The sequence below is a fragment of the Arthrobacter methylotrophus genome, from assembly GCF_039539965.1.
GTDB classification, from domain to species: domain Bacteria; phylum Actinomycetota; class Actinomycetes; order Actinomycetales; family Micrococcaceae; genus Arthrobacter; species Arthrobacter methylotrophus.
On record NZ_BAABED010000001.1, the window covers coordinates 313,370 to 339,809 of the forward strand.

The window sequence follows — 26,440 nt, forward strand, 5'->3', positions numbered from 1 at the left end:
TCGAAAGGAGGAAAAACATGGACATAACTAACCTAGATCTGAATATCGCAGAGTTGGAGACGATGGAAGCTCCCGACATCTGGGCCGGATTCACCGCCGGCCTCGCTTCGACTATTTCAGCGATCGGCGTCGCGGCAGCCATTGTTGCCCTGACCTAATCAACGAATGACTGCACTGACCTCATCAACGGAAGAACAAATACAGAAACGGATGTCAAACATGATTGAACTGATGGATGCTCCGACCGTGTCCCCGGACCTGGCGATCATCGAGCTGGAACAGCTCGACGCTCCCGAATTCTGGAACACCGCGGCCGGATTTGTTTCGGGAGTAGGGGCTGCAATAAGCCTCGTTGGAGCGGGCGTGCTTGTCCTAACCTGATCTGAATCCTAGCACGGGCGAGGTGGGGCAGCTTCAATTGTCCTGCCCTACCTCGTCCGCGCCATCCGGCCAGTCAGGGATGAACCGACCAAACCGAAAAGAAAGACTCTCTCATCGTGGTCTACATGATGCAATTCGACAACTTTTCCCAAAGCCTTCGCAGCAGCGACATAGTAAAGGACCTCAGCATCTCAGTCGAGCAGGGCCGCATCGCGGGCCTCCTTGAGATACCGCCCGCCTTGTCGTTTGGCTTCTCGCCCTCTGCCCAGGCGGGCACTTCGTGACAATGAAGAAAGGCCTCACATAGATTGGCAGACACTCAGCCCACTGCGGCTTCTGGAACCCTCGCTCCGCGCTTGCGAAAGGGCCTGGAAATAGAAGCGTCAGGACAGGAATGGACCGTCACCGATCCCAGTGGGCGAATCTTCCGGATTTCAGCCGATATCGCCGCGTTGCTGAACGCTATTGACGGTCTTCGGACGCGGCAGGAGCTTCCAGCGCAGCTGACGCAGGAGACCGGGCGCCGATGGACCTCCGAATCCGTCCACCAGGCACTGGAATCCTTCGCTGCCAAAGGACTTATCGAGGACGGAACGCAAAGACGAAAGAAGCCACCGCGGATTCGTTTCGTTCCGCCACTGACGTTGCAGATCGGGTTCTTCAGCCCGGCACCCTTCCTGCACCGCATCAGACGCTCCCTGGAATGGCTCGTCTCGACCCGAATGGTTGTTGTTTACGGCTTCATCATCCTTTTAGGAGCGACGATCCTTGCCGTCTCCGCCGGGGACGTCTGCGCGGCTTTGACAACACCGCTGCCACTCTCCACGTACTTGGCGGTTGTGTCGGCGATGATGCTCTCCACAATGCTCCACGAGATGGGGCACGGTGCAACCCTGGCTGCCTTCGGCGGGAAACCCCGCCAGATCGGGTTCATGCTTTTTTACCTCACCCCCGCATTCTTCTGCGACGTTTCTGACGGCTGGCGGCTGGACTCGAAATGGAAAAGGGTGTCCATCGCCCTGGCCGGGGTCGTCACCCAGGGCGTCCTCGCAGGAACTGCCAGCCTCTTTTCCCTTGTCGCGAGCATCCCCGAAGTCAAAGCCGGTCTGCTCTTTTACGCCGTCTTGGGGTACACCTCAGCGGTCATCAATCTGATCCCCTTCGTCAAGCTTGACGGTTACATCGCACTGATGTCCTACCTTGACATCAGCCACTTACGCGACAAAGCACTGCGGGACGCCCGCCGACTTATCTCCAGAGTGCTCTTTGGCCATTCATCCAAAGATGAACTACCTCAGCTTCGAAGGTTTAAGATTTATGGTCTGCTTTGCATGCTGTTCCCGGCGTACCTGGTTGTCACTGCCTTGTCTCTCTGGCTTGACGGGATTGCCAGATTCGGCGTCTGGGGAGCCGGAATAGCACTGCTCGTCGTCGCCCTCCTCGCCGCACGCGTAGCTGCCGGATACCTCAGCATCGTTAGGGAAGGCTGGGACCGGCCGGGGTCAAGAAAACGAATCCTGGCGGTGTCCGTTTTGCTGCTAACCGGCGTTGCCGTGTCCGGGGCCTACATACAGATACCTGCCACTATTGAGGCAGGTTTCGTCAACGATGCGGGAGGCGCAGGCGTCGTCTTCGAGGCAAATTCATCAGTCCCTCATCTCGATGCCGGGCAGGTAGTTGACGTTTACGGATCCGGTCTCATAAACACGCGGAAGATCGGATCGCTGAAGGTGAAGGAAATGAAAGTCTCCACGAGAACGGTACCCCTGAACGCAATAGCGCCATTCACGCTCCCGGGCGCCCAACTGGTCGCAGAAGTAATCCCCTTGGAAAGCGAGGATTCCAACTCGCTCCCTTCGTCCGGGACTGCACTCATTCGACTGCAGAACCGGAACACCTACGAGTGGCTGAATGAGAAGTATCTTCAGCCCGTCATTGCAGGGCTGTCCACGGGCCGGTCGCCCACTAAATAGGGGAACGGCGCGTTGGCGGTTCGCGGGACACCGTAGGCCTTTGTGTGGTGCTTTAGCTGGCGGGGGCAGCACCGATCGGGCCCTTGATCCCGTCATAGCTGAAGGAATCCAGGGACAGCGTTTTACCGTTAAGGACCAACAAAGGCGCGGGTGGCGGTCCTCTGGGAAGAGAACCGCCACCTTTGTGCTTGCCGGGCCTGGAGCCTACTTCTTCAGTGACTCCGCGATCTGGGCCATGATCGTGGGGTCGGAGAGGGTGGTAGCGTCGCCTGCTTCGCGGCCTTCCGCGACGTCTTTGAGGAGGCGGCGCATGATTTTCCCGGACCGGGTTTTGGGCAGTTCGGGGACCACGAGGATGTGCTTGGGTTTGGCGATGGGCCCGATTTCCTTGCCGACGTGGTTCCGCAGGGTGGTGACGACGTCGTCGCCGCTGTCCTGTCCCGACGGGGCGGATTCACGCAGGATCACGAACGCGACGACGGCCTGGCCGGTGGTTTCGTCGGAGGCTCCGACGACGGCGGCTTCGGCCACCCAGGGATGGGACACGAGCGCGGACTCGATTTCGGTGGTGGAGAGCCGGTGCCCGGAGATGTTCATGACGTCATCGACCCGGCCCAGGAGCCAGATGTCGCCGTCTTCGTCTTTCTTGGCACCGTCGCCGGCGAAGTACATGCCTTCGAAACGGGACCAGTAGGTTTCCTTGAACCTTTCCGGGTCCCCCCAGATGCCGCGCAGCATCGCGGGCCAGGGTTCGCGGACCACGAGGTAGCCGCCGTGCCCGTCCGGGACCGACTCGCCGGCTTCGTCCACGACGTCGATCGCGATGCCCGGCAGCGGAACCTGCGCCGAGCCGGGTTTGGTGGCCGTGACCCCGGGCAGGGGTGCGATCATGTGGGCGCCGGTTTCGGTCTGCCACCAGGTGTCCACGATCGGGGCCGGGTGGGCCTTCTTTTCCCCGTTCTTGCCGGCATTGGAACCGATGACCTCCCGGTACCACATCCACGCTTCGGGGTTGATGGGTTCGCCCACGGAGCCCAGGACCCGGATGGAGGACAGATCGTACTTGGCCGGGATGTCCTTGCCCCATTTCATGAAGGTCCGGATCGCGGTGGGGGCCGTGTAGAGGATGGAGACCTTGTACTTTTCCACGATTTCCCACCAGCGGCCCTGGTGCGGGGAGTCCGGGGTGCCTTCGTACATGACCTGGGTGGCGCCGTTGACCAGCGGCGCGTAGGCGACGTAGGAGTGGCCGGTGACCCATCCGACGTCGGCTGTGCACCAGAACACGTCCGTTTCCGGGTGCAAGTCGAACACGGCCTTGTGGGTGTACGCGGTCTGGGTGAGGTACCCGCCGGTGGTGTGCAGGATGCCCTTGGGCTTGCCCGTGGTCCCGGAGGTGTACAGGATGAAGAGCGGGTGCTCGGAATCGTGCCCGACGGCGGTGTGCTCACCGGAGGCGGCCCCGACCGTGTCCTCCCACCGCTGGTCCCGGCCCTCGTGCCAGTCCACGTCCTGGCCGTTGCGTTTGACGACCACGACGTTCTCCACGGTGTGGCCGGGGGCGGTCAGGGCCTGGTCAACGGCGGCTTTGAGCGGGCTGGGCTTGCCGCGCCGGTAGGTGCCGTCGGCCGTGACGACGAGCTTGGCCTCGGCGTCATCGATCCTGGAGCGCAGCGCGTCGGCGGAGAAGCCGCCGAACACCACCGAGTGCACGGCACCGATCCGGGCACACGCCAGCAGGGTGATCACGGCTTCGGGGATCATGGGCAGGTACACGGCGACCCGGTCGCCTTTGGCCACGCCCAGGGACTCGAACGCGTTCGCGCACCTTTTGACCTCGTCGGTCAGCTGCGCGTAGGTGTAGGAGCGGGTGTCACCGGGTTCGCCCTCGAAGTGGATCGCCACCCGGTCCCCGAGCCCGTTTTCCACGTGCCGGTCCAGGGCGTTGTACGCGGCATTGACTTCCCCGCCGACGAACCACTTCGCGAACGGCGGCTCGGACCAATCCAGCGCCTGCGTGAAGTCCTGGGACCAGGTCAGCAGTTCCCGGGCCTGCTTCGCCCAGAACGCGGGACGGTCCGCTGCGGCCTCTTTGTATTCCGCCGCGCCGACCACCGCGTTCGCAGTGAACTCCGGCGTGGGCGCGAACTTCCGGTGTTCTTGCAGGAGGTTTGCAAGGGCATCGCCGTTGCGTGTCCCGTCGGATGCGAGTGCAGCGGCGGTCGTTGATCCATTGGCGTCCTGGGACATGTGAACCTCATCATTCATCGATCTCTGCTGCTCGGGGGTCCGGTGGCGGGACCGCCCTGCCCAATGCGCGAATAATGCACGACATTGGGCTGCGGCGCCTCATGGGTTCCGCAATGAGCTTTACCGGAACCCACCTTAGCGTTTTGCGTTGAGAACCAGTGCCTGCGGTCACATTTTGGACCGTGAGGGCCGGTTGATTCGCGCCGAACGGCGCCGGTGGCTCTTGGGTTCGCCGTCACATGGAGAAATTGAGACTCTGCGTCCCGGCCGCCGCGCAGCTGCCAACTAGTGGACTGTCAGACGGGTGACATAGGCTGAAGAGGTCTCGAGACGCGAAAACCAGCCCCCAGCCGGGCACGGAAAACACCGGTGCAGCCTTGGGCGGCAGCGTCCGGAGCACCGCCGCACTAAGGAGATTTGCACATGAACCAGACGAGCCTAGGTCCGAAAGACGGCGCGCAGTCGCCCGGATCGGCCCCCGAAGCAACAGCTGGCTCCGGGGCGCCAGAGCCCGGCAGCAAGACCTCCCCGAAGTACCAAGCCGTACTGGGCCCGTTCACTGTCCGGGACCTGACCGTTTTCGGTTCCACCTTGCTGATGTTTGTCGGGTCCCTTTTGCCGATGTTTGGCGGGCTCTACAACCTGTGGAACTTGAATAACCTGTTCTTCCTGGCACTAGGCATCATCCTTCCCTTGGTTGTCAGCTCCTTGTTCGTGGCACGGCGCCTGCAACCGGGGACTGTCGTGAGAATCGGTTCGCTCTCGATTGACCAGTTCGCATCCGTCGTGGCGTCTTTCGCCGTCGCTCTCTTCTTCCTGTCCACAGCTGGCGCGTTTACCGTGCTCGCGCTGGCGGGCCTGATCGGCTCAGCGGGCCTGCTGGTTGCGACGGTCCTGGCCCCGCACTTGCCGATCCTCCGCGAGGATTTCAAGGACCGGGCCGAACGTCCTGCACATCTTGTGGCCAGGGAATCGGCTATCCCGACCCGTAAGCCTGCCGTGCCGAAGGCTGCCAAGCCTGAACCGCACGCCCCGAAGGCAGAGGTCACTGTCCGCCCTGCCGCTACCATCGCTGCTCCGGAACCTGCTTCGCCCGCCGGGGACCACGACGTCGTAGCCGCTGAGCCCGCCGTCGAACCCTCCGTACCCGATGGGCACACCGCGGCTGCGGCTTATGCCGAGCATGACGCGCAGGCCCCCACCCCCGAGGAGCCACGGCACATGCCAGCTGCCACCATGGCCACGCCGATCGTCCGAGGATCCGACACTGGAGCCGGTCCCGCCACCCAGCACATCGGCACGGTTGACCAGGCCCGGGTGTATCAGCCGATCGGCGCCACCGTTGATCCGGCCACCCGGAGGGACGAATCCGAACACGGCGCCGACTACGAGGCATTCTGGTTCGCTGTGGCGCATTCCCGCGTCGCGGTCGACGAGCACAGCGGTGCGCCCGTCTTCACCATAGAACCGGGCGGGTGGGTCCTTGCCCTCGAGGACCGGGGCGAAGAATTCCTCGTGCAGGATGCTGACGGCAAAGTGGGCGTTCTGCGCGACCTCAGCCAGATCGAACGCGGCTAGCCAGGCAGGCTGTGGTCACCGTCGTCGAAACCCCGCTGGCTTTGAAGCGGCGGGCGCGCAGAATCAACAAGGCCCTTGCCGAGCTCTATCCCTACGCCCACGCTGAGCTTGATTTCAGGAACCCGTTCGAACTGCTTGTAGCCACAGTCCTGTCCGCGCAGACCACGGATGTGCTGGTCAACCAGGTCACCAAGATCTTGTTCGCCCGCTATCCGGACGCCCGGAGCATGGCCGAGGCCGACCCCGCCGAGCTGGAGGCGATCCTGCAGCCGACTGGCTTCTTCCGCGCCAAGGCGAAAAACGTCCTGGCGCTCAGTACGCGCTTAGTCGACGAGTTCGACGGCGAGGTCCCCGGTCGCTTGGAAGATCTGGTGAGGCTCCCCGGCGTCGGGCGCAAAACGGCAAACGTCGTGCTGGGAAACGCCTTCGGTGTTCCAGGAATCACGGTGGATACGCATTTTGGCAGGTTGGCGCGCAGGTTTGCTTGGACGACGTCCGAGGATCCGGTGAAGATCGAGTTTGACGTCGCGGAATTGTTCGAGCCCAAGGATTGGACCATGCTGTCCCACCGAGTGGTTTTCCACGGACGCAGGGTCTGTCATGCGCGCAGGCCAGCGTGCGGCGCATGTCCAGTGGCCGATTGGTGCCCCAGCTACGGCGACGGCGAGACCGATCCCGTCAAAGCTGCCAAGTTGCTCAAATACGAATTGGCGCCGGGCAAGGAAGCGCTGCGGGCACAGCTTCTCGCCGAGACCCACCGCGCGGCCGAGATTCGGATGGAATCACAAAGGAGGCCGGGATGACCGCACTTGAGGATCTCGTCAGTCTCATCACCAGGATTGATTCCGGGCTGCATCCCGGCCCTGATCCGCGAATTGCCGCAGCAATGGTGGATCCGGACAAGACGAGAAAAGCTGCCGTGCTCATGCTCTTTGGGGTCTTGGAGGACGTCCCCGCCCGATCCGGCAGGCCGGTTGCCCCGGCGGACTTGGACGTGTTGCTTCTGGAACGCGCGCACACACTGGACGACCATCCTGGACAGGTGGCATTCCCTGGCGGAAGCATCGACCCCGGGGATGAGTCAGCCGTAGCGGCAGCTCTCAGGGAGGCGGTCGAGGAGACAGGCCTGGAAAGTGGAGGCGTGCAGGTGCTGGGTGTCATGCCCGAACTCGGCCTGATACGCAGCAACTTCGTGGTCACCCCGGTGTTGGCTTGGTGGGCTTCGCCCTCGCCCGTGAGGGTGGTGGACTACGGGGAATCCGCGCAAGTTTTCCGGGTTCCGGTGCGGGATCTCCTGGACCCAGACAACCGATACACGGGGACGCTCACGCGACTGGGCCGGACCTTCTCGAGCCCCGTTTTCATGGTCAACGGACTAGTGGTCTGGGGCTTCACCGGGATGGTGCTCAGTGGCCTTTTCGATGCCTTGGGGTGGACAGTTCCCTGGGACACGGAGAGATTGCTCGAGATCGAGATGTAGCCTCACGCGCCGCAGCCCTACGCGGCACGTCTGGCTGTTTTCGAGTGGTCCACGACGAGTCCCGTGGCGGCATTTTCCCGAACGGCGTTGATGCCGGCGACTACTGCCTTGAGGTGCTTGAACCGGGGCGATTCCGCCACGAGTGTTCCGTCGGCTGCCGTCAGCCGGAAACGGTAACCGTCTTCGCCGTCTTTGAGAATTTCGAATCGTCCAGCCATCGTTGATGTTCCCCCTTGAATACTGCATCGCTCAATAAGCGCGTCGTTGCATTGTGGCGCTCCTCACGTTGAACGCCATGGTTGAGAGTAACCAGAAGGAAGGGGAACGCAGAAGTTACTTGAGGGTAAGTTACCTGCCAGGGTCATAGCAGCGTCCTTTCCGCAATATGACTAGCTTTCGGCCCCGCGCGAAGCTATGGTTCCGGACTTCAAAAGATCAGCGCGCGCCTCGGAGCCGGTACCGGGTACTCCGCCATGGCCACCTTGAAATCTTCCTCCGCGTTGAGCCGCCGCCGGACTTCCATTGACTCCAGCCTCTGGGAATCTTCCGCGTCGATCCCGGGGGTTTTTGCCAGTTCCCTGATCCAGGCGCCAGCTACGACGGCGTCGTGCTGCTCGCCCAACAACCGTTGCAGGCCAGTGGCCGGCTGGATCACTCCGGAAGCATGGTGGCTGAACGTGTCCGCAATTGCCTCTACCGAATATCGGAGACACTTGACGTCCTTGCGCGCCTGGTGGAGCGCAGCATTGCGCACGTCCGGGTCGCCGCTTGCCGCCTCCTCCGCGAGGCTGTGCTGCAACTGCTCCCACCGCGCCTGGAGGCGCTCCGCGAGATCCGCCGTCGGGTGCTTGTATTCCTTTGCAGTGGGGACTTCCAGTAGCGCTGCCCTTGCAGCCCGCAGCGTCCGCTTGCTGCGCTTGCCTCCACCAAGGGCAGCCGCCAGCCGGGCGCTGGACGATTCCAGTTCCTCAAGGGCCTGGCGCACCGCCTCAGGAGCTTTCCAGGAATCCTTCGTTTCAAGGGAAAGGCGTATCCTCTGCGCCAGGACAAAGGCATCCCGGGACTCGCCGAGTGAAGTCGCCAGCCATCTGACTTCCTGGCGGACCGGTTTGGGCAGTCCCGGGATCATGCCGCGATAGCAGCTAAGCACAGAACGGAGGCGGCGAAGGGCAAGCCTGGCGTTGTGCACTGCTTCCGGGTCAGCCGTTGCGATCAGGGGTAACTGGCCTTCTACCTCCGTTAGCTGGAAGGCGATGTACACAGCCAACGGCGCCCGATCTTTGCTTCCCACGGAGCAATCGTCCTCCGCTGCGGTTCCGGGGACAATAGCTGTGCTTACTTCGCCTTGTCGTAAGAATCGACGACGGCGATGCTCACCGGAAATTCCACTGGAACCCGCCCGAACAACAGCTCCTTCGCGGCAGCCGCGGCCTCCTCGATGGCACGGATGCAGGCGTCCACCGACTCGGTCGGCGCGTGCACCATGACTTCGTCGTGCAGGAAGAACACGAGTTCCCCGGCTGGCGTTGCGCCCCCATCCATGGCCCGCAGCCGCCGTCGAAGCTCGGCCAGCCAGCACGACGCCCAGTCCGCCGCTGAACCCTGCACCACAAAGTTCCGCGTGAAACGTCCCCGCGATCGGGCGATGCTGTCCGCGCGCCGCTGTTCTTCCGCCGTCGTGGATTGCTGGCTGCGGATCCAACGTTCCGAGGGCGGCGGGCTGCTGCGGCCCAACCTCGAGGTCACGGTGCGGCCGGCTTCGCCGTCGCGGGCAGCCTCTTCAACGAAGCCGACAGCTCGCGGATAAGTACGGGTCAGCTGAGGCATGAGCCGCCCGGATTCGCCTGTTGTGGCGCCGTAAATTGCACCTAGCAGGGCGATCTTGGCCTTCGAGCGGTCGCCGCCGAATCCCTGCGCGGCGATGCCGGAGTACAAGTCCTTGTCCCGGGCCGCCTCGGCCATCTTGGAGTCTTGGGCCAGTGCCACCAGAACCCTCGGTTCAAGCTGGGAGGCGTCGGCAACGATCAATTTGTGCCCGGGGTCGGCGTGCACTGCGCCCCGGATCTGGCGCGGGATCTGGAGCGCCCCGCCACCCCTGGAAGCCCAACGGCCGGACACCACGCCGCCAACCACATACTCGGGACGAAACCGGCCTTCGCTGACCCAAGCGTCCAGCCAGGACCAGCCGTTGGCGCTGAACAAGCGGGAGAGTTTCTTGTATTCCAGCAGGGGCCCGATGGCCGGATGTGTTGATTCCTTGAGTTCCCATTGGCGGGTTGTCTTCACCTCGATGCCGTTCCGATGCAGGGCACGCATGAGGTCCTGGGGCGAGTCCGGGTTCAGCCTGGGAGCGTGGAGGATCTCCCGAAGCTCGTTGCATAGCGCCTCGAGCCTGGCTGGCCGGTGCCCTGCTGGAGGACGGGGACCCAGGTGGCTTTCCAGTATTTCTTCGTGGAGGATCGCTTGCCACGGCACGCCCGTGAACTGCATTTCAGCTGCGATCATGGCGCCCGCGGATTCCGCGGCCAGCAGCAGTTTCAAGCGGTGCTGCCGGCCTCCCTCCCTTGTTGCCTGGCCGAGCGCGTGTTGCTGTGCCGCGAATTCGGCGCGGATCTCGTCCAGTCCGGGCTTCGTGCTGCGCCTGCCAAGATCGTCAAAGAGCGCGCCTTGCTCGGCAGAGACAGGGGCGGGGGGAGGCTGGAGGATCCGTGCAATGTCATCGTCCTGGGTGAGCTTTTCCGCGCTGCGGGCGTAGTCCGTGTGCGCCGTGAACTCCGAATGCACCAGGATGGCGCGGCAGAGCGTGAGGTCGTGGCAACGTGCCAGCTCCACTCCTGCCTGGAGCATTGCCGGGTACCAATCCTGGGTCCGGTTCCAGACCCAGCGCGGCCGGCTCTTTTCCAGCCCGCTGACGACGCCGGCAAGATCGCCTCGTCTTATAACGCGCGGCTCGGCCACGGCTACTCCAGCCGGGGTGCTTTCCTGAATGGCTGCGCCGTCTGGGTGGGTGGCGAGCAGCAGGTACATGCTGATAATTCTGCCCTGTGAATGCGGGAAATCCGGTACTTTGCGGACAGCCTCCGTCCGCAAAGCTTCCTTGCGGCGCACACTTGTCCTCCACAGTAGCTATTCCGGCTGCTTGTCCACATACGCCACTACCGTTCTTCAATCCTCGCCGCGAACCGGAAACAGTGGTTTCATGAGCGGGCAACATATCGAACCGAGTGGCGGCAGTGGTGGCGACAACGGCGGCCTTCGGGAGGGGGCCGGTGCTCGCGCCGGGTTGAAGGCCAGTGTTGGTTCCCGCGCACGCGCAGGGCGGCGGGGCATGCATGACGCGTCGGGACTCCAACGCGGACGCCACCGGCCCGGCATTGCCTCTGCACGCGGTCCGGATCCAGGCCGGGATCGGGATACACGTGCGGATCCGGATCCGGATCCCAGCACAGCGGCAGCCGAGCCGTGGCTACCCGTCGATTCCGCCGAAGTGCTGCTGGTGACGGACAACGTGCGGTTGCATGCCGACATAGAAAGGATCGCTGCCGCCGTCGGCGCCAGCCTCCGGACTTCGGCCGATTCGGCCGGTGCCCTCTCCATGTGGGACACCGCCGGGATGGTGCTTCTTGGCAGTGATATCCGCGAACTCCCGCCCCGTCGTCGTCCGCCGTCGGTCTTGCTGGGCCTCAATGGGGAAGGGGACTCTTTGTGGCAATTAGGAGCGGCACTGGGGGCCGAACGCGTGGCGGTCTTGCCCGAAGCTGCAGCTTGGCTGGCGGAACACCTCAGCAGATCCCATGCCCCCGAACCCGGAGGGCTGGTGCTTGGCGTGACGGGAGGATGCGGCGGTGCAGGCGCCTCCACGGCTGCCGTCTGGCTGGCCCAGGAAGCGGCCGTCCACGGGGTACGGACCCTGTTGGTTGATGGCGATCCCAGGGGAGGCGGCCTGGAGCTTTGTTTGGCTGCCGAGGATGCACCTGGCCTTCGCTGGCCCGATCTTGCAGGCGCCAGCGGTAGCATCGGTTCCGGGCAGCTAAGCGACTCACTCCCCGCAGCGGGAGGATTCTCGTTCTTGTCCTGGCCGGGTAGCCGCGAGCGGTCACTGGACGTAGAACCCGGCGCCGTTGCGGCTGTCCTGGATGCTTCAAGACGGGGCTTCGAGCTGGTCATCGTCGACATTGGCCGCGGATCGGAATCACTCGCGAGCTTCGCCTGGGACTGCGACAGAATTCTTCTCGTGGCACCGGCCCAGCTCCGCGCCGCAGTCGCTGCGGCCAGGCTTCTGCAGGAGTTGCCACCCGTGGACACTGCCCTGGTGATCCGCGGAAATGCGGGTTCGGCCCTGGACGGACCCCTCATCGCCGAATCACTTGGGCTGCCACTCGGCGGCGTTCTCCCTGAGATCCGCGGAACCGCAGCCGCAGCCGAGCTCGGACGCCTGCTCGAATTCGGGAAGCGGAAGGCCGTCCGCCGCTTTGCCAGAGCCGTGCTGCAACTTCTCGACGGAGCAGCATGATTGCCTCCGACTTCCGCAGCGAGGGCCACCGGCGCAGGGGCCAGCGCCTGGATGCCGCACTCCTTGAAACTGTTCGGGAAACGGTCATGGCCGATGCCGGACCGGTCACTCCGTCGCGGGTGGCCGCCGCCGTGCATGCCACGGGCCGGCTTCTCGGAACCGCCGGTGCGCTCGCCGCCGTCGAATCGATCAGCGCCGAGCTGAGCGGGTTGGGACCGCTCCAACAACTTGCACGGGATCCTTCCGTGACGGACATCTTCGTGAATGGCCCGGACTCTGTGTGGTTCGACCGCGGCAAAGGATTGGAACGGGCACAGCTGCACTTCGACGGCGAACCTCAAGTCCGGGCACTGGCCTCCCGGCTTGTGGCAGCCGGCGGGCGCCGTTTGGACGATGGTTCGCCGTGCGTTGATGTCCGTCTCGACGGTGGATACCGGGTCCACGCGGTGTTGCCTCCGATTTCCACCGCCGGAACCTTGTTGTCCGTGCGGATCCGGCGTGAGGAAGTTTTCTCCATGGACGAGCTGTGCGCGGGAGGCATGTTTGCGCCACACGTGCAGCACGTGCTTCAGGCCATAGTGGACCGGAGGCTGAGCTTCCTGATCAGCGGTGCCACTGGTTCCGGGAAGACTACGCTCCTGTCCACGATGCTCGGATTGAGTGATCCCACGGAACGCCTGGTCCTGATTGAAGATGCCTCGGAACTGAATCCTGTGCACCCCCACGTTGTGTCTCTGGAGTCCAGACACGGAAACCTTGAGGGCGGGGGTGCGCTCGACCTCGGCGAACTCGTGCGGCAAGCGCTCCGCATGCGTCCGGATCGGCTCATCGTGGGAGAATGCCGCGGTGCCGAAGTCCGCGAGCTGTTGACGGCACTCAATACCGGTCATACAGGCGGTGGCGGCACGATCCATGCAAATACGGCCTCCGCTGTCCCGGCCAGGCTCGTTGCCTTAGGCGCGCTCGCAGGCTTGAGCAGGGAAGCGGTCCAACTGCAGCTTTCAACGGCATTGGACGTAGTGATCCACGTCGAGCGGACCGCCGCAGGCAGAAGAGTGTCGTGCATTGGGCTGTTGGTGGACGACGCATCGGGCCAATCCGTCCTTCCTGCCATAGAGCTGCGGCGAGGCGGCGCCGTTGCCGCCAGGGCTTGGAAAGATCTCGCAGCGCGCCTTGGGCTGGACCCCGGGCTCTTGCCCGGGCTGACGGAACGGCCCGAATCGCAGGGGCGGATTGACCGTTCGAATTACTCGGGGACCGTCCGGTGACCGCGGTTTTGATGCTTGTCCTGGCCGCCGCGGCCTGGGTGATATTCCAACCGCCCAGGCGACTTGGCAACCGGGTAGTACACGCCCTGACACCTACACCTCCGGCTGCGCCTGCAAGGGTGATGCCGTGGAGACGCGTTCGCGTGGATGCCCTGCCACTCACCGTGCTCGTGCAGCAGTTGGCAGCACTTCTCCGGGGCGGACGTTCGCCGTCCAGGCTTTGGGAAGAGTTGTGGCTGGTTCACGGAGACAGGGATAAGGATTCGGACTCCGGGGGTCCCAACGCACGAGGAAAGAGTTCGGCCAGGCCCAGAGTGTCCGCTGAGTCCGTGCAGCTTCTCGCGGCGGCGCGGGCGGCCTCCACGATCGGAGAGTCAGTCGCGGAAGCAATCAGAACAGCGTCTGCGAAGGACCTCATCGGCGGGAATCCCTCGGAACGGCGAATTTGGGGAGAACTTGCCGCATGCTTGGACATTGCGGAGGCGAGTGGTTGCCCATTAGCGGACGTTCTGACGCGATTCGTCGCCCAACTTGAGGCCGAGGACGACGCCGATGGTGCCCGGCAGACCGCTTTGGCCGGCCCGAAAGCCACGGTGCGCCTCCTGACGTGGTTGCCCGTGTTCGGCTTGGGGCTGGGCATGATGCTTGGAGTGGATCCATGGGGCATCCTCTTGGTCAATGGCGTCGGATTGGCGGCGCTCGTCGGCGGGATCGTCCTGACGGTCGCCGGCAGAGTCTGGTCGTCGCGACTAGTGCACGCGGCGGTTGGGGTTCAGTGATGGATGCGCCTCTCGCTGCCGTCGCAGTGTCCTCAATGTTGATTTCCGCCGCCGTTTTAGGATTGCTCCGTGCGGGACAGGCCCGGCGGCGAACAGCTCTACGGGTGCTTCGCGGCTCTTCCGGGGGCAAAGCCCCGCCGAATCGCGTTGACAGCGGCCGAGCCCCCAAGACGGCCGGGAATCCTCACGTGTACGAAGGGTTGCGCGATGTGCCCATGATGCTTGAACTGGTGGCCGCCATGCTCGATTCGGGGGCGGGAATCGGACGATCACTTGAACTGATTTCCAGTTGTGCGGCCCCCCAGCTCAGCCGCTCGCTGGGAGCAGTGGTAGCGGCCTTGGATATCGGAACGGACTGGGAGACGGCGTGGCGGAGCGCAGGCCAGCAGTGCTCTGAAGCGCGCAGGCTCAAAGACGCCCTCGCCTTTGCCGCCCTGACCGGCGCTCCTTCCTCGGCCATCCTTTACGCCCAGGCAGCGCGTATGCGGCGTGAACAGTTCCGGACAGCGGAAAAGCGCGCCGCGGCACTGGGTGTGAAACTCGTCATTCCACTGGGGCTGTGTTCCCTTCCCGCTTTCATTTGCCTAGGTGTCGTCCCGGTGCTGTTGGCAATGCTTCCGTCTGCGGGATAGCCGGCCGCAGTACGGCTCAGGGTGCGGCTTTGCCGCACACAAGTCCTCCACACAAGCAGTCAGGGGTGAGTTTTCCACTTAGAAGATTTGGGTTCTTTCGAGGCCCAGACCCCAACGGAAGAGTAAGAGTACAGCCGGTGACCTAGCCGGTCCATAGAAAGGAACTGAAATGAATGCCGCCACCCACCCCCTGGTTCAGGCCGCCCCTTCTCGACATGAGGCTGAGGTTCTAGAGCTTTTCCCGAGCTCTACGGCAGATATGCCCTTTCGGCAGCCTCACGCTAGGCATTCCAGCGCTGGAACAATCCATGAGCAGTCCAGCGACGATCCCGTGGAAGCAAGACGGTCTAAGAGGCGGCTCATGGCGTCCGAGCTAGGCATGGCAACGGCCGAGTATGCCATCGCGACTCTTGCCGCGGTGGGCTTCGCAGGACTCCTGGTGGTTATCCTCCGGAGCGAGGAAGTACGCGGCTTCCTCCTCAACCTTATTCGCACCGCACTCGCCCTGCCATGACACACCGGCAGCCCTTCGAGTACTGCAAGCTGCGGCTCGGTAGGTCTCCATGGCCGTGGCCTTCCTCGACAAGACAGCCTCCTCCGGCAGAGAAATTTCGCGGCCCGGGGAAGGATCGTGAGAGTGATTTCCTACCCGGGAGGGACCACGGTGCCGTCACTGCGGAGTTCGCTGTGGCGTTGCCTGCTGTCCTGCTTCTTTTGGCCCTGCTTCTGGCTGGATCCGCCGCGGGAATTACCCAGTTGCGCTTGGAAGAAGCAGCCAGGGCGGGAGCAAGAGCCCTTGCCCGCGGCGACGGCCACGCGGTCGTGGACGGAATCGTTCGGAGATTGGCCGGGGATGCCGCATCAGCCGTGGTAGCGGAGCACGGCGAATGGATCCAGGTCACAGTCTCCGCCCGGGTCGCTGGACCGTTAGGCTCCGTCATTCCTTGGAGCCTTTCAGCCACGGCGTCGGCTAGGGGGGAGACTCCGCGGGCCTCCGAAGCCCCCTTGCCGTCCCTTGGTGTCGACGGCGGCGTTGTTGACTTCAATGGTGCTGTGCCGGAGGCACGGTTCGTGGCCGCTGTGGAAGAAGTCGTGGCGTGAGGGCTCGCATCGACAACCCTGACCTTGGCTGCCCGGATCTGGAACGCGGTTCGGGAACCCTCCTAGCTGTTTCCCTGGGTCTTGTCGTCATGATCTGCATGGTGGCAACGCTCATGCTGGCGCAGGCAACAGCGATGGCACAGCGCGCAGCGGCTGCATCCGACCTTGCCGCGCTTGCAGCTGCGGACGCGGCCCGTGGGCTGACAGATGGAGACCCTTGCGCAGTCGCCCGCGAAACGGCCGCACGGAATGGAGCGTCGGTGTCGGCCTGCACAGTGAGCGGAGGCGAGATCGTGGACATCCGCGCTGAACTTGTGCGAGGCACTGTTTTTGGAGCCGCTACTGGCCGGTCACGGGCCGGGCCACCCCCCTAGGCCGCGCCCCAAACCGGGCGAACTGCCCGCGCCCAAACGGCGTCGGTCACACGGCGTCCAGCAGGAGCACGTCGATTAGAGTGACCGCGGCGTCCTTGTCCAGCGGATTGTTCTTGTTGCCACACTTGGGGGACTGGACACAGGAAGGGCAGCCAGTCTCACACTCACATGCTTTGATGGCATCCCTGGTGGCGGTCAACCACACTTTGGCTTTCTCGAAGCCACGCTCGGCAAATCCGGCACCGCCTGGATGGCCGTCGTAGACGAAGATCGTGGGAACACCGGTGTCGGCGTGAAGCGCTGTAGAGACACCCCCGATGTCCCAACGGTCACTTGAGGCCACCAGCGGGAGAAGACCGATGGCGGCATGCTCGGCAGCGTGAAGGGCACCCGGGAATTGTGCCTCGACAAGACCTGCGCTTGTCAGTGAACGGTTGTGGACCACAAACCACACTGCTTTGGTGAAAAGATCCCTGGCCCCAAGTTCCAGCGGCTCTTCCCCTAATACCTCATTGGAGATCAGTGCCTTACGTTGGAAGGAGACCACCTGCGTTGTTACTTTCACTTCGCCGAAATGGACCGCAATATCGCCCCATTCCATGCTCCGCAGAGTCTGCAGGACCTCGATTTGCGTTACGTCCCGCGCGGTCGTGTAATAGTCGGGGTTCGCTCGACGAACCATCACGCAATGGTCCTCTTCGTTTAGTTCCTCCACCAGGTAACTATCTCCTTGGTGTACATAAATGGCACCGGTGTGCGCCTGGTAATGCGTCTGGGGCGAATCCATGGTGCCCAACAGGGAGCCGGTCTCTGAGTCCACGATGCTTACAGGTCCGCCGCCATCCGCGCGAAGGTTCACCATGGCCGCGGCGCTCTCAGGATGGGTCCAGAACCAGCCTGCGGGCCGTTTCCTCAGGTAGCCCTGTTCTACCAGCTGATTCAGCAAAGGCTCGGACGTGGGCCCAAAGAGTTCAAGTTCGGCCGCCCCTATGGGGAGCTCGGCCGCCGCGGCACACAGGTGGGGGCCCAGCACGTAGGGGTTTCCTGGGTCGAAGACGGTGGCTTCGACGGACACATCGAAGATCGCCTCCGGATGATTGACAAGGTATGTGTCCAAGGGGTCGTCGCTGGCCACGAATGCGGCAATGGCGTTTTGGCCCGCGCGGCCCGCCCGTCCGATCTGTTGGAACAGGGAAGCCCTGGTTCCAGGCCAGCCAGCTACCAGCACGGCGTCTAGTCCGGAAATGTCGATGCCCAGTTCCAACGCAGACGTGCTGGAGACTCCTAGCAGCTCGCCGGAGCGCAACGCCCTCTCCAGTGCCCGTCTCTCCTCGGGGAGATACCCCGAACGGTACGCGGCAACGCGCTGGGGCAGGCTGGGATCGACCTCGTTTAGGAGTCGCTTGGTAATGGACGAAATGGTCTCTGCGCCGCGCCTCGATTTAATGAAAGCGATCGTGCGCACACGGGAGCACACCAGATTTGCCAGGATGTCCGCGGTCTCGGCCACGGCGGTTCTCCGAGACTTGGCCCCGTTTTCGCCCTTCACATCGGTCAGGGCAGGTTCCCAGAAAGCGACAGTCGTTGAGCCGTGCGGTGAGCAGTCCTCTGAAACTTCCCGGACGGGAGTGCCGATGAGCCGCGCAAAAGAAGTGCCAGGGTCCGAGGCCGTCGCCGACGCCGCGATGAATACCGGCTCGGGGAAGGAGTTACCGGCACCGTAATACGCGCAGATCCGGCGTAGCCTTCGCATCAGATTGGCGACATGCGAACCGAACACCCCACGGTAGCTGTGTGACTCATCCACGATGACGTAACGCAGCCTGCGGAAGAAACGGGCCCACCACGTGTGGTTCGGCAGGATCCCGAAGTGCAGCATGTCGGGGTTGGCGAGAATGAAGTTGGCGTGATCGCGGATCCAGCGGCGCTGGGACTGCTCGGTATCGCCGTCGTACGTTTCGGCCCGAACCGTCGGGAGCTTGAGCGCCCGGATTGCTGCCAGTTGGTCGGCTGCAAGGGCTTTGGTGGGGGAGAGATACAGCGTGACGGCACCGTCGTCGTGGATCTTTCCCGGTTCGGACAGCACGCGCAACTCTGAACGATGGATCGCGTCCAGGGCCGGCAACTGATAGGCCAGCGACTTCCCGGAAGCGGTGCCAGTGGCAATGACTACGTGTTGACCCGAGTGGGCGAGCCCGGCTGCTTCGATTTGATGCCGGTACGGTTCATGGATTCCCAAGGTTCCGTAGGCGGCAACGATATCGGGATGGGCCCAGTCCGGCCATGGCTCATGAATTGCCTGGCGTGCTGGAATGGTGCGGACATGTCGCAACTGCTCCGGGTCCGGGCTCCTGCCCAGGAGGGAGATCATCGATTCAGTTGCGTTCACTTGAACATTCTGTCACCGCGCCGAGAGCCAGCGTCTATTGAAGCCGCTGTGGACGCTGTTGCAGACGCGGAAGGAGGCGAAGCGGAAAGGGAACTACGCCACGGACAGGTCGGTTTCGTCGACGGGTTTGGTGGACATCATGAGCACCTGGCACACGTGCTTCCAGCCAAGGTGTGAATAGAGATGTTGTCCGTCCAAGGAAGCCAGAAGGAGGCCGCTATCAACGTCGTGTTGAAATGCCTGCGCGGCGAGGGCCTTCATGATGAAACTGCCCAGTCCCCGGCGCTGGTAGTTGGCTTCGGTAACGATCTTGTCGAACACCGCAGTCTGCCCGACCACGAATACCTGGCCGCTGGCCGCCACCTTGTCGCCAGCATGGACCACCGCGTAGTGGACGCCATTGCTTTCGGAAATCGTGAGCTTGAGATCGTCATCCGACAACCATGGGTCTTCCGCATCTTGGGTCCCCATGTCCACGATCATCATGGTCTGGGAATCGGAGGTGATGTTCAGCCCGTTCTCACGTGCCAACTGGGTGTATCGCCCGGCATCGTTAGTAAGGATCGTCAAGATGCGTGTGTCCGCCTCCGCGGTCTTGGCAGCCAGTTCGGCAAACTCGGTATCCAACGGGTCATACGCAAAGTACTCCCAATCACCGGTCTTGTCCGCACGCAGCGCCGCCGGGAACCGGCCTTCCTTGCGCGTGTCGTAATTCCGGGAACCAGCCCAGCCAGCCACCCAGACTTCCAGCAGTTCAGCGATGTCTTCAACCAAGGCGTCGTGACTCATGTAGAGAGACTATGCCAGCATTCTGGGAATCAACAGGGGGCTGTCAGTAACAGCTCCATTAACACTTTGGAGCCCCGGATTACAGCTCGAAACAGCGGGTTTGGGGCCACCAAGTACCCTTAACTGGTGGCTTTAAACAGAATTGTTCTCTTCTATGGTTTTACCCCGATAGCGGACCCCGACGCCGTCCGGCTCTGGCAACGTGCCCTGTGCGAGAAGCTCGGCCTGACCGGGCGCATCCTCATTTCGCGGGACGGCATCAACGCCACAGTTGGTGGGGAGCTGAACCAGGTCAAGCAGTATGTGAAGACCACGAAGGAGTACAAGGGTTTCCACGGGATCGACGTCAAATGGTCTGAAGGCGGCGCCTCGGACTTCCCCCGCCTCAGCGTGAAAGTCCGCGATGAGATCGTGTCCTTCGGCGCCCCCGGCGAACTGAAGGTCGATGAGAAGGGCGTTGTCGGCGGCGGCACCCACCTTCAGCCCGAAGAACTCCACGCACTCCTGGAGCAAAAGAAGGCGGCCGGTCAGAACGTGAAGTTCTTCGACGGCCGCAACGCTTTCGAAGCCCAGATCGGCAAGTTCAAGGACGCAATTGTTCCCGACGTCGCCACTACCCACGACTTCATCAAGGAACTCGACTCCGGCAAGTACGACGACCTCAAGGACCAGCCCGTGGTCACGTACTGCACGGGCGGGATCCGTTGCGAAGTCCTCTCCAGCCTGATGGTGAACCGCGGTTTCAAAGAGGTCTACCAACTCGACGGCGGAATTGTCCGCTACGGCGAAACCTACAAGGACCAAGGCCTATGGGAAGGATCCCTGTACGTTTTCGACAAGCGCATGCACCTGGAATTCAGCAAAGAGGCCAAGACCATCGGCCAATGCGTCCGCTGCCAGGCGCCCACCAACAAGTTTGAAAACTGCTCCAACCTGAGCTGTCGCAACCTCACGCTCTATTGCGCCGAATGTGCCTCCAGCCCCGAAACGCTGCGTTGCCCGGAAGGCTGCGCGGCCTAGAGCCGCTTTACCGGCACGCGAATTTCCCCGAGGCATTCCACACCGGCGGCATTCCACAACGGCCCCCGTCACGAGGCCGCAGTCAGGAAGCGGACACCAGTTGGTAGGCGTAGATTACAGGCGCATCCACGCTGCTTGCACTGATGCTCAGGGGACCGGACGACGGAACTTTGATGCGGGAGGTTTCGGGGCTGCCATTGCATGCCGCCCCGGCTTCGGTGATCTGGTTGCCGCCCGAGGAAACGTCGAAGAATGCCTTGCCGCCGCCTCCGCAGGCCACGGTCAAAGTATAGTTTCCCGCTGCGATGCCGGTGAAGTTCTTGACCAAGGGGTCGCGGTTCGGAATCTTGCCGGAGTCCTCCAGAACGATCCCCGTCGCGGAAGGCATGGTGGTCGCCTTCCACGCTGGGACGTTGGCGTCCGAAACAGACCCGCCGGGGGAGCACGCCGCTATCGCCAAGGTACCTGCGCCAATGACCAGGACGGCGGCGCGGCGCCACGTGGAGGGGTGAAATGCCATGATTCAACGCTACCTGCTCAGGCGCCTCTCCGCGGACGGGGTCACCAGCGCCAATAGACTTGCACAGTGACTGATCCCGCAACGCCCACCATCCCGGGGACCACCCCCACCACTCCCGACGCTCCGCGCAGTGACCTCCACGAGCTACTCACGGCGCTCGCCGGAGATTTGCGAAACGTTGGATACACGGTGGATGGAGTGGCGGCTCTTCTGGGGGAGTCGGCCCACACGGCGCTCGCCCGGGACCAGCTCATCCCCGCACTGATCGTCACCGATCCGGCTGCCCTCAACGGCGACTCGACGACGGACCGCGCGAAAGCCGCGCTCGCCGTCGTCGTCCGCTTGTGGCTCCTGGCCGTCCCGCAAACGGAAGACGACGTTGACGCCGCGCTGCCGGGGATCCGCACCTCGGGCCTAGCGGTACTTGGCCTGGTGGAGAAGAACGACGCCGGTGCTGTCGCCGCCAAAGTGGATGTGCGGCCGTACGGCTGGGAAGGTGACTCCGGAGCAGACAGCAGCGGAAGCGGCGGCGCCGAGCTGTGGGTTGCCAGCGATCTCGCGGCCCATCAGCGGCCGGGCGTTCTCCGGCATGACCACGTGCTGGGCATCGGGCAGGCGTCCACTACGCTTCTCCAGACCACCATCCGGCGGCACTCGAAACGCGCCCTGGACCTCGGGACGGGCTGCGGAATCCAGACTTTCCACCTCCTGCACCACAGCGATCACGTCACCGCCACAGACATCTCCGCGCGGGCCCTCGCGTTCACCCGTTTCAACCTGATGCTCAATGCCGAGGCCTTGCACCTGGACCCGGCCGACCTGGAATCGCGCGTGAGCTTGCGGCTGGGGTCCCTGCTGGAGCCTGTGGCGGGAGAGACTTTTGATCTGGTGGTGTCCAATCCGCCGTTCGTCATTACCCCTCGAAGTGCCGGCGAGCACGCTTCGGAGCAGTTCACCTACCGCGACGGCGGGCTCCCCGGTGACGATATCGTCGCCACCCTCGTCCGCACCCTGTCCGATGTCCTCGCGCCCGGAGGCACGGCGCAGATGCTCGGCAACTGGGAAATCACCGCGGGCACGGGATGGAGCGAGCGGCCCGCCTCGTGGCTGACAGGTTCCGGCACGGAAGCATGGTTCATCCAGCGGGAACAAGTGAGCCCGGAGCTTTACGCAGAAACATGGCTCCAGGACGCTTCCGAGGGCCGGGACCGCAAGCTCTACCGCGATGCCTACGTCGCCTACCTGGAAGATTTCGCGTCCCGCAACGTTGAGTCCATCGGCTTCGGAATGATCTGGCTGCGGCGCCCGGCAGATGGTGCCGTGGACGCCGGAACCGTGCGGAAAGAGGCACGACGCCGCTTCGAAGAAATCACGTACCCCATCGAGCAACCGATCGGTCCGCACCTCGCCGCCGCCGTCGAACGCGCCGATTGGCTGGACACCCACGAGCTCGCCGACGCCTATCTGGTCGTGGCGGAGGACGTGACCGAGGAACGCCACCAGCGTCCGGGCGCCGAGCACCCCGGGGTCATCTTGTTGCGCCAGGGCGCGGGGCTGCGCCGGACGAACCTGCTGAGTACGGAGCTGGCCGGCTTTGCCTCGGCGTGCGACGGCGAGCTGTCCGTCCGCCAGCTGGTCGGGGCCCTGGCCGCCATCCTGGGTGGAGGGGCCGACTTCGACGACGAGGCTTTCCGCGCCGGATTGCTCGATGACGTCGCGAACCTGGTACGCGATGGCTTCCTGCACGCCGCGGGCTAGGACAACGGAGTAGCACAATTGCGGCGCTCCCGGCGGATAAACTGTTCCGGTGAATGAAGACAACGGGGTAATCACCGGGCTGGCATCCCCGAAACGCCGGAAACGGCCCGGGAAGACGGTGGAGATCACCGACCCCAAAGCCATCCGTGCGCTCGCCCATGCAGCCCGGCTTGAGGTCATCTCGGAACTGTATTCCACGCAGCTGAGCCGCACTGCCACTGAGCTTGCCGTGCAGACCGGCCTCACGCCCAGCGCCATGAGCTACCACTTGAGGGCCCTCCAGAAATGGGGGATCGTGACTCCTGCCGGCAACAAAGGTGATGCACGCGAACGCCGGTGGAAGGCCGCCGGTTCGGACTTCACCATCAAATCCGGCGGAAATGCTCCGAGTCCGGAGATCGCCGTCGTCGAACTCGAACTGGACGCTTTCCGGCGTCGGGCCACCGCCTTCACCCGCGCCCGTGGCGAGCGGCGGCAGCGTGGTGAGTCCGCGAACGAGGCAGCCGCGATGGTGCTGTCCAGCGATCTGCTTTACTTGACTCCGGAGCAGCGGACGGATCTCAAGGCCAAATTCCAGGAACTCATCAGGTCATATGAGCTCGAAGATCCTACGCGGATTCCGGAAGGTGCGGTCCGGATCGCTACGATGTGGTCGATGATTCCGGACGACCGAACGCCATCTGCCAGCTAGTCCCCACCGCCACCCTAGCCTCGCAAGTCCCCACCGGCTCCCAGCCTTCGCAAGCTCAGGCAGGGACCCTCGCCGGTGGGGCCCCACGGCCAGGGAACCCTGGCGGCGTGGGCCCAACGCACCATTTTTTCACAGTAGTTGTTCACATGGAAACGCACGATTCTGCAAAATATGGTGAACTAGGCCAATATGGGCACGAGCCCAAGCAATTCATTTTTCTGTAGGAGAACCGTGCCCAGCAAGGCAAAAACCGGCAAGAAACTCGTGATCGTGGAGTCTCCGGCCAAGAGCAAGACCATCGCCAAGTACCTGGGCGAAGGCTTCGTTGTCGAGGCCTCGATCGGCCACATCCGCGACCTCCCGCAGCCGTCGGAACTCCCTGCAGAACTGAAGAAGACCTCGGTGGGCAAGTTCGCCGTCGACATCGAAAACGACTTCAAACCGTATTACGTGGTGTCTCCGGACAAGAAGAAAAAGGTTGCCGAACTCAAGGCCCAGCTGAAAGACGCTGACGCGCTCTATCTCGCAACCGATGGGGACCGCGAGGGCGAGGCCATCGCGTGGCACCTCCTGGAGGTCCTGAAACCCAAAGTTCCCGTCTACCGCATGACCTTCGGTGAAATTACCAAGGAAGCCATCCACCGCGCCATGGACAACCTGCGCGACGTCGACAACGCCCTGGTGGACGCCCAGGAAACCCGACGCATCCTGGATCGCCTGTACGGCTACGAAATCTCCCCGGTGCTGTGGCGCAAGGTAGCCCGCGGCTTGTCGGCCGGCCGTGTGCAGTCGGTCGTGACCCGCATGGTGGTTGACCGCGAACGCGAACGCATGGCATTCAAGGCGGCGTCGTACTGGGACCTGACCGGCCAGTTCGGCACCGGTTCCGCGACGTTCAAAGCGAAGCTCGCTGCCGTGGACGGCGCGAAGGTGGCCAGCGGCCGTGACTTCAACGACGACGGCGTCCTCACCTCGGCGAACGCGGTGCACCTCAACGAGGAACTCGCCACGTCGTTGGCGGCCGGGCTGGAGAACGCGGACTTCCGCGTCCGCTCGGTGGACACCAAGCCGTACACCCGCCGGCCCGCCGCTCCGTTCACGACGTCGACCCTTCAGCAGGAGGCCGGACGTAAGCTGCGCTTCTCCTCCAAGAGCACCATGCAGATCGCCCAGCGCCTGTATGAAAACGGCTACATCACGTATATGCGTACCGATTCCTCGGCGTTGAGTGACGAAGCCCTCACGGCCGCCCGCCGCCAGGCAGCTGAGCTGTACGGTCCCGAGTACGTGCCGCAGTCTCCGCGTGTCTACGCCAACAAGGCCGCGAACGCGCAGGAAGCCCACGAGGCCATCCGCCCCGCGGGTGACTCCTTCCGCACCCCGGCTCAGGTGGCCAGCCAGCTGAGCGGCGACGCTTTCCGTCTCTACGAACTCATCTGGAAGCGCACCATTGCTTCCCAGATGGGCGACGCCAAGGGCTCCACCGCCACCATCCGCCTCGGCGCAGTGGCTACCGACGGCCGCGACGCCGAATTCTCGGCCTCAGGCACGGTCATCACCTTCCCCGGCTTCCTTGCAGCCTACGAGGAGGGCAAGGACGAGAGCCGCGGGGACGACGACTCGGATGACGCCCGCCGCTTGCCCAACGTGGCCAAAGACGATTCCCTCACGGCTTCCGAGATTGTTGCCGTGGGCCACGAGACCTCCCCGCCGCCGCGGTACACCGAAGCATCATTGACGGCAGAACTGGAAAAACGTGGCATCGGCCGCCCGTCCACGTATGCCTCCACCATCTCCACCATCCAGGACCGAGGCTATGTCCGGAAGCAAGGCTCAGCGCTGGTTCCCAGTTGGATCGCCTTCTCGGTCATCCGCTTGCTGGAGCAGCACTTCAGCGACTATGTGGATTACGAATTCACGGCGGATATGGAAGGCGACCTGGACAAGATCGCCAATGGCCAAGCGGTTGGCGCAGCGTGGCTCAAGCACTTCTACTACGGTGAGGACGCCGATCCGGGCCTGTTGAGCATCGTCAACAACCTCGGTGAAATCGATGCCCGCGAGATCAACTCCGTGCCGATTGCCGAGGGAATCACGCTGCGCGTCGGCAAGTTCGGTCCGTATCTGGAAAGCTCGATCCCCACTATCGATCCCAAGACCGGCGAAGTCGTGGAGTCGGCGCGGGCCAACGTCCCCGAGGATCTTGCACCGGACGAGCTCACTGCGGCCAAGGCCGTGGAACTGATGGAAACGGCGGCCCCCGAGGAACGCGTCCTGGGCGCGGACCCGCACACCGGCCACACCGTGGTTGCCAAGAACGGCCGCTATGGCGCCTATGTCACGGAGGTCATCCCGGAGATGACCGAAGAGCAGTTGGCAAACCAGCCGGTGGAGTACTACAAGAACGGCAAACCCAAGCCGCCGAAGAAGCCCGTCAAGGCCAAGCCGCGTACAGGTTCCCTGTTCAAGTCTATGTCCGTGGACACGATCACCCTTGACGAAGCCATGCAGCTCATGAGCCTTCCCCGCGTCCTGGGCGAGGATGCCGAAGGCAACCCCATCACGGTGCAGAACGGCCGCTTTGGGCCCTATTTGAAGAAGGGCACGGACTCGCGGTCCATCGGATCCGAGGAAGAGATCTTCACCATTACGCTGGAACAGGCACTGGAGATCTACTCCCAGCCGAAGCAACGCGGTGCCCGGGCAGCCGTCCCACCGTTGGCTGAGTTTGGCCCGGACCCGGTTTCGGAGAAGAACATCGTGGTGAAGGAAGGACGTTTCGGTCCGTACATCACCGACGGCGTCACCAACATCACCGTTCCTCGGGATACGTCCATGGAGGAGCTTACTCGCGAGCAGGCTATCGAGCTGCTCGCCGAGAAGCGCGCCAAGGGCCCGGTCAAGCGGACTACCACGGCCCGTAAGGCACCGGCGAAGAAGTAGC

Annotated in this window: 25 protein-coding genes; 18 read left to right on the top strand and 7 right to left on the bottom strand. The window is 63.4% G+C overall.

Features of this window, described 5'->3' with window-relative positions; translation table 11 throughout:
• The first annotated feature begins 17 nt into the window (after nucleotides 1-17).
• The 4 genes from ABD884_RS01570 to mpaP all read left to right on the top strand — a co-directional run bounded on the left by ABD884_RS01570 (nucleotide 18) and on the right by mpaP (nucleotide 2,354).
• Nucleotides 18-158 (top strand): hypothetical protein, encoded by a 141-nt coding sequence (locus tag ABD884_RS01570; protein WP_345034717.1) that lies wholly within the window; start codon nucleotides 18-20, stop codon nucleotides 156-158.
• 7 nt (nucleotides 159-165) lie between these two features.
• Nucleotides 166-381 carry a hypothetical protein gene (locus ABD884_RS01575; RefSeq protein ID WP_345034719.1) on the top strand — a complete coding sequence of 72 codons (216 nt, stop codon included), beginning with the start codon at nucleotides 166-168 and terminating at the stop codon, nucleotides 379-381.
• 116 nt (nucleotides 382-497) lie between these two features.
• A complete protein-coding gene (locus tag ABD884_RS01580) occupies nucleotides 498-665 on the top strand; it encodes a hypothetical protein (RefSeq protein WP_345034723.1) in 168 nt (55 codons plus the stop codon).
• A 24-nt stretch (nucleotides 666-689) separates the two neighbouring features.
• Complete coding sequence (mpaP, locus tag ABD884_RS01585; protein WP_345034730.1) at nucleotides 690-2,354, top strand: daptide biosynthesis intramembrane metalloprotease; 1,665 nt, start codon at nucleotides 690-692, stop codon at nucleotides 2,352-2,354.
• A gap of 204 nt (nucleotides 2,355-2,558) precedes the next feature.
• On the opposite strand, the gene acs is transcribed toward mpaP, so the two are convergent.
• Nucleotides 2,559-4,604 (bottom strand): acetate--CoA ligase, encoded by a 2,046-nt coding sequence (gene acs, locus ABD884_RS01590; protein ID WP_345054369.1) that lies wholly within the window; start codon nucleotides 4,602-4,604, stop codon nucleotides 2,559-2,561.
• Between the two features lie 423 nt (nucleotides 4,605-5,027).
• Between acs and ABD884_RS01595 the strand changes: the two genes are divergently transcribed.
• Genes ABD884_RS01595 through ABD884_RS01605 form a run of 3 tightly spaced genes read left to right on the top strand, consistent with a single transcriptional unit; the run spans nucleotide 5,028 to nucleotide 7,662 of the window.
• On the top strand, nucleotides 5,028-6,182 hold the full coding sequence (locus ABD884_RS01595; RefSeq protein ID WP_345034733.1) for a hypothetical protein: 1,155 nt from the start codon (nucleotides 5,028-5,030) through the stop codon (nucleotides 6,180-6,182).
• Between the two features lie 11 nt (nucleotides 6,183-6,193).
• Complete coding sequence (gene nth / locus ABD884_RS01600; protein WP_345034739.1) at nucleotides 6,194-6,985, top strand: endonuclease III; 792 nt, start codon at nucleotides 6,194-6,196, stop codon at nucleotides 6,983-6,985.
• Nucleotides 6,982-7,662 (top strand): NUDIX hydrolase, encoded by a 681-nt coding sequence (locus ABD884_RS01605; RefSeq protein ID WP_345034748.1) that lies wholly within the window; start codon nucleotides 6,982-6,984, stop codon nucleotides 7,660-7,662. Before nth ends, ABD884_RS01605 begins: the two co-directional genes overlap by 4 nt.
• A gap of 17 nt (nucleotides 7,663-7,679) precedes the next feature.
• Here ABD884_RS01605 and ABD884_RS01610 read toward each other — a convergent pair whose 3' ends face one another.
• The 3 genes from ABD884_RS01610 to ABD884_RS01620 all read right to left on the bottom strand — a co-directional run bounded on the left by ABD884_RS01610 (nucleotide 7,680) and on the right by ABD884_RS01620 (nucleotide 10,689).
• Nucleotides 7,680-7,880 carry a YegP family protein gene (locus tag ABD884_RS01610; RefSeq protein WP_345034751.1) on the bottom strand — a complete coding sequence of 67 codons (201 nt, stop codon included), beginning with the start codon at nucleotides 7,878-7,880 and terminating at the stop codon, nucleotides 7,680-7,682.
• Nucleotides 7,881-8,089: 209 nt separating this feature from the next.
• Nucleotides 8,090-8,953 carry a CHAD domain-containing protein gene (locus ABD884_RS01615; protein WP_345034757.1) on the bottom strand — a complete coding sequence of 288 codons (864 nt, stop codon included), beginning with the start codon at nucleotides 8,951-8,953 and terminating at the stop codon, nucleotides 8,090-8,092.
• A 44-nt stretch (nucleotides 8,954-8,997) separates the two neighbouring features.
• Nucleotides 8,998-10,689: a bifunctional 3'-5' exonuclease/DNA polymerase gene (locus ABD884_RS01620; RefSeq protein ID WP_345054373.1), complete on the bottom strand. Its 1,692-nt coding sequence runs from the start codon at nucleotides 10,687-10,689 to the stop codon at nucleotides 8,998-9,000.
• Nucleotides 10,690-10,861: 172 nt separating this feature from the next.
• On the opposite strand from ABD884_RS01620, the gene ssd reads away from it, so the two are divergent.
• The 7 genes from ssd to ABD884_RS01655 all read left to right on the top strand — a co-directional run bounded on the left by ssd (nucleotide 10,862) and on the right by ABD884_RS01655 (nucleotide 16,329).
• Complete coding sequence (gene ssd / locus ABD884_RS01625) at nucleotides 10,862-12,175, top strand: septum site-determining protein Ssd (protein WP_345034762.1); 1,314 nt, start codon at nucleotides 10,862-10,864, stop codon at nucleotides 12,173-12,175.
• Complete coding sequence (locus ABD884_RS01630; protein ID WP_345034770.1) at nucleotides 12,172-13,443, top strand: TadA family conjugal transfer-associated ATPase; 1,272 nt, start codon at nucleotides 12,172-12,174, stop codon at nucleotides 13,441-13,443. The genes ssd and ABD884_RS01630 overlap by 4 nt, the downstream gene beginning before the upstream one ends.
• A complete protein-coding gene (locus ABD884_RS01635) occupies nucleotides 13,440-14,222 on the top strand; it encodes a type II secretion system F family protein (protein WP_345034774.1) in 783 nt (260 codons plus the stop codon). The genes ABD884_RS01630 and ABD884_RS01635 overlap by 4 nt, the downstream gene beginning before the upstream one ends.
• Nucleotides 14,222-14,854, top strand: a complete 633-nt coding sequence (locus ABD884_RS01640) for a type II secretion system F family protein (protein ID WP_345034783.1) — start codon at nucleotides 14,222-14,224, stop codon at nucleotides 14,852-14,854. Before ABD884_RS01635 ends, ABD884_RS01640 begins: the two co-directional genes overlap by 1 nt.
• Nucleotides 14,855-15,023: 169 nt before the next feature.
• On the top strand, nucleotides 15,024-15,368 hold the full coding sequence (locus tag ABD884_RS01645; protein WP_345034786.1) for a DUF4244 domain-containing protein: 345 nt from the start codon (nucleotides 15,024-15,026) through the stop codon (nucleotides 15,366-15,368).
• Complete coding sequence (locus ABD884_RS01650) at nucleotides 15,365-15,955, top strand: TadE family type IV pilus minor pilin (protein ID WP_345034793.1); 591 nt, start codon at nucleotides 15,365-15,367, stop codon at nucleotides 15,953-15,955. The genes ABD884_RS01645 and ABD884_RS01650 overlap by 4 nt, the downstream gene beginning before the upstream one ends.
• Nucleotides 15,952-16,329, top strand: coding sequence for an Rv3654c family TadE-like protein (locus ABD884_RS01655; RefSeq protein WP_345034799.1), 378 nt, complete (start codon nucleotides 15,952-15,954; stop codon nucleotides 16,327-16,329). Before ABD884_RS01650 ends, ABD884_RS01655 begins: the two co-directional genes overlap by 4 nt.
• Nucleotides 16,330-16,375: 46 nt before the next feature.
• Here the strand turns inward: ABD884_RS01655 and ABD884_RS01660 are convergent, their stop codons facing one another.
• Both ABD884_RS01660 and ABD884_RS01665 read right to left on the bottom strand, forming a co-directional pair.
• Nucleotides 16,376-18,700: a DEAD/DEAH box helicase gene (locus ABD884_RS01660; protein WP_376954674.1), complete on the bottom strand. Its 2,325-nt coding sequence runs from the start codon at nucleotides 18,698-18,700 to the stop codon at nucleotides 16,376-16,378.
• Between the two features lie 111 nt (nucleotides 18,701-18,811).
• Nucleotides 18,812-19,507 (bottom strand): GNAT family N-acetyltransferase, encoded by a 696-nt coding sequence (locus ABD884_RS01665; RefSeq protein WP_345034809.1) that lies wholly within the window; start codon nucleotides 19,505-19,507, stop codon nucleotides 18,812-18,814.
• Between the two features lie 126 nt (nucleotides 19,508-19,633).
• Between ABD884_RS01665 and trhO the strand changes: the two genes are divergently transcribed.
• Nucleotides 19,634-20,527, top strand: a complete 894-nt coding sequence (gene trhO, locus ABD884_RS01670) for an oxygen-dependent tRNA uridine(34) hydroxylase TrhO (RefSeq protein WP_345034812.1) — start codon at nucleotides 19,634-19,636, stop codon at nucleotides 20,525-20,527.
• Between the two features lie 82 nt (nucleotides 20,528-20,609).
• On the opposite strand, the gene ABD884_RS01675 is transcribed toward trhO, so the two are convergent.
• Nucleotides 20,610-21,047: a hypothetical protein gene (locus ABD884_RS01675; protein ID WP_345034815.1), complete on the bottom strand. Its 438-nt coding sequence runs from the start codon at nucleotides 21,045-21,047 to the stop codon at nucleotides 20,610-20,612.
• Nucleotides 21,048-21,113: 66 nt separating this feature from the next.
• Here ABD884_RS01675 and ABD884_RS01680 point away from each other — a divergent pair, with 66 nt between their 5' ends.
• From ABD884_RS01680 to topA, 3 genes are all read left to right on the top strand, one after another.
• The gene (locus tag ABD884_RS01680; protein ID WP_345034819.1) at nucleotides 21,114-22,805 is read left to right on the top strand and encodes a DUF7059 domain-containing protein; all 1,692 of its coding nucleotides are present in this window, start codon (nucleotides 21,114-21,116) and stop codon (nucleotides 22,803-22,805) included.
• Between the two features lie 49 nt (nucleotides 22,806-22,854).
• Nucleotides 22,855-23,496: an ArsR/SmtB family transcription factor gene (locus ABD884_RS01685; RefSeq protein ID WP_345034824.1), complete on the top strand. Its 642-nt coding sequence runs from the start codon at nucleotides 22,855-22,857 to the stop codon at nucleotides 23,494-23,496.
• A gap of 231 nt (nucleotides 23,497-23,727) precedes the next feature.
• The gene (gene topA / locus ABD884_RS01690; protein ID WP_345034829.1) at nucleotides 23,728-26,439 is read left to right on the top strand and encodes a type I DNA topoisomerase; all 2,712 of its coding nucleotides are present in this window, start codon (nucleotides 23,728-23,730) and stop codon (nucleotides 26,437-26,439) included.
• Nucleotide 26,440 lies beyond the last annotated feature (1 nt).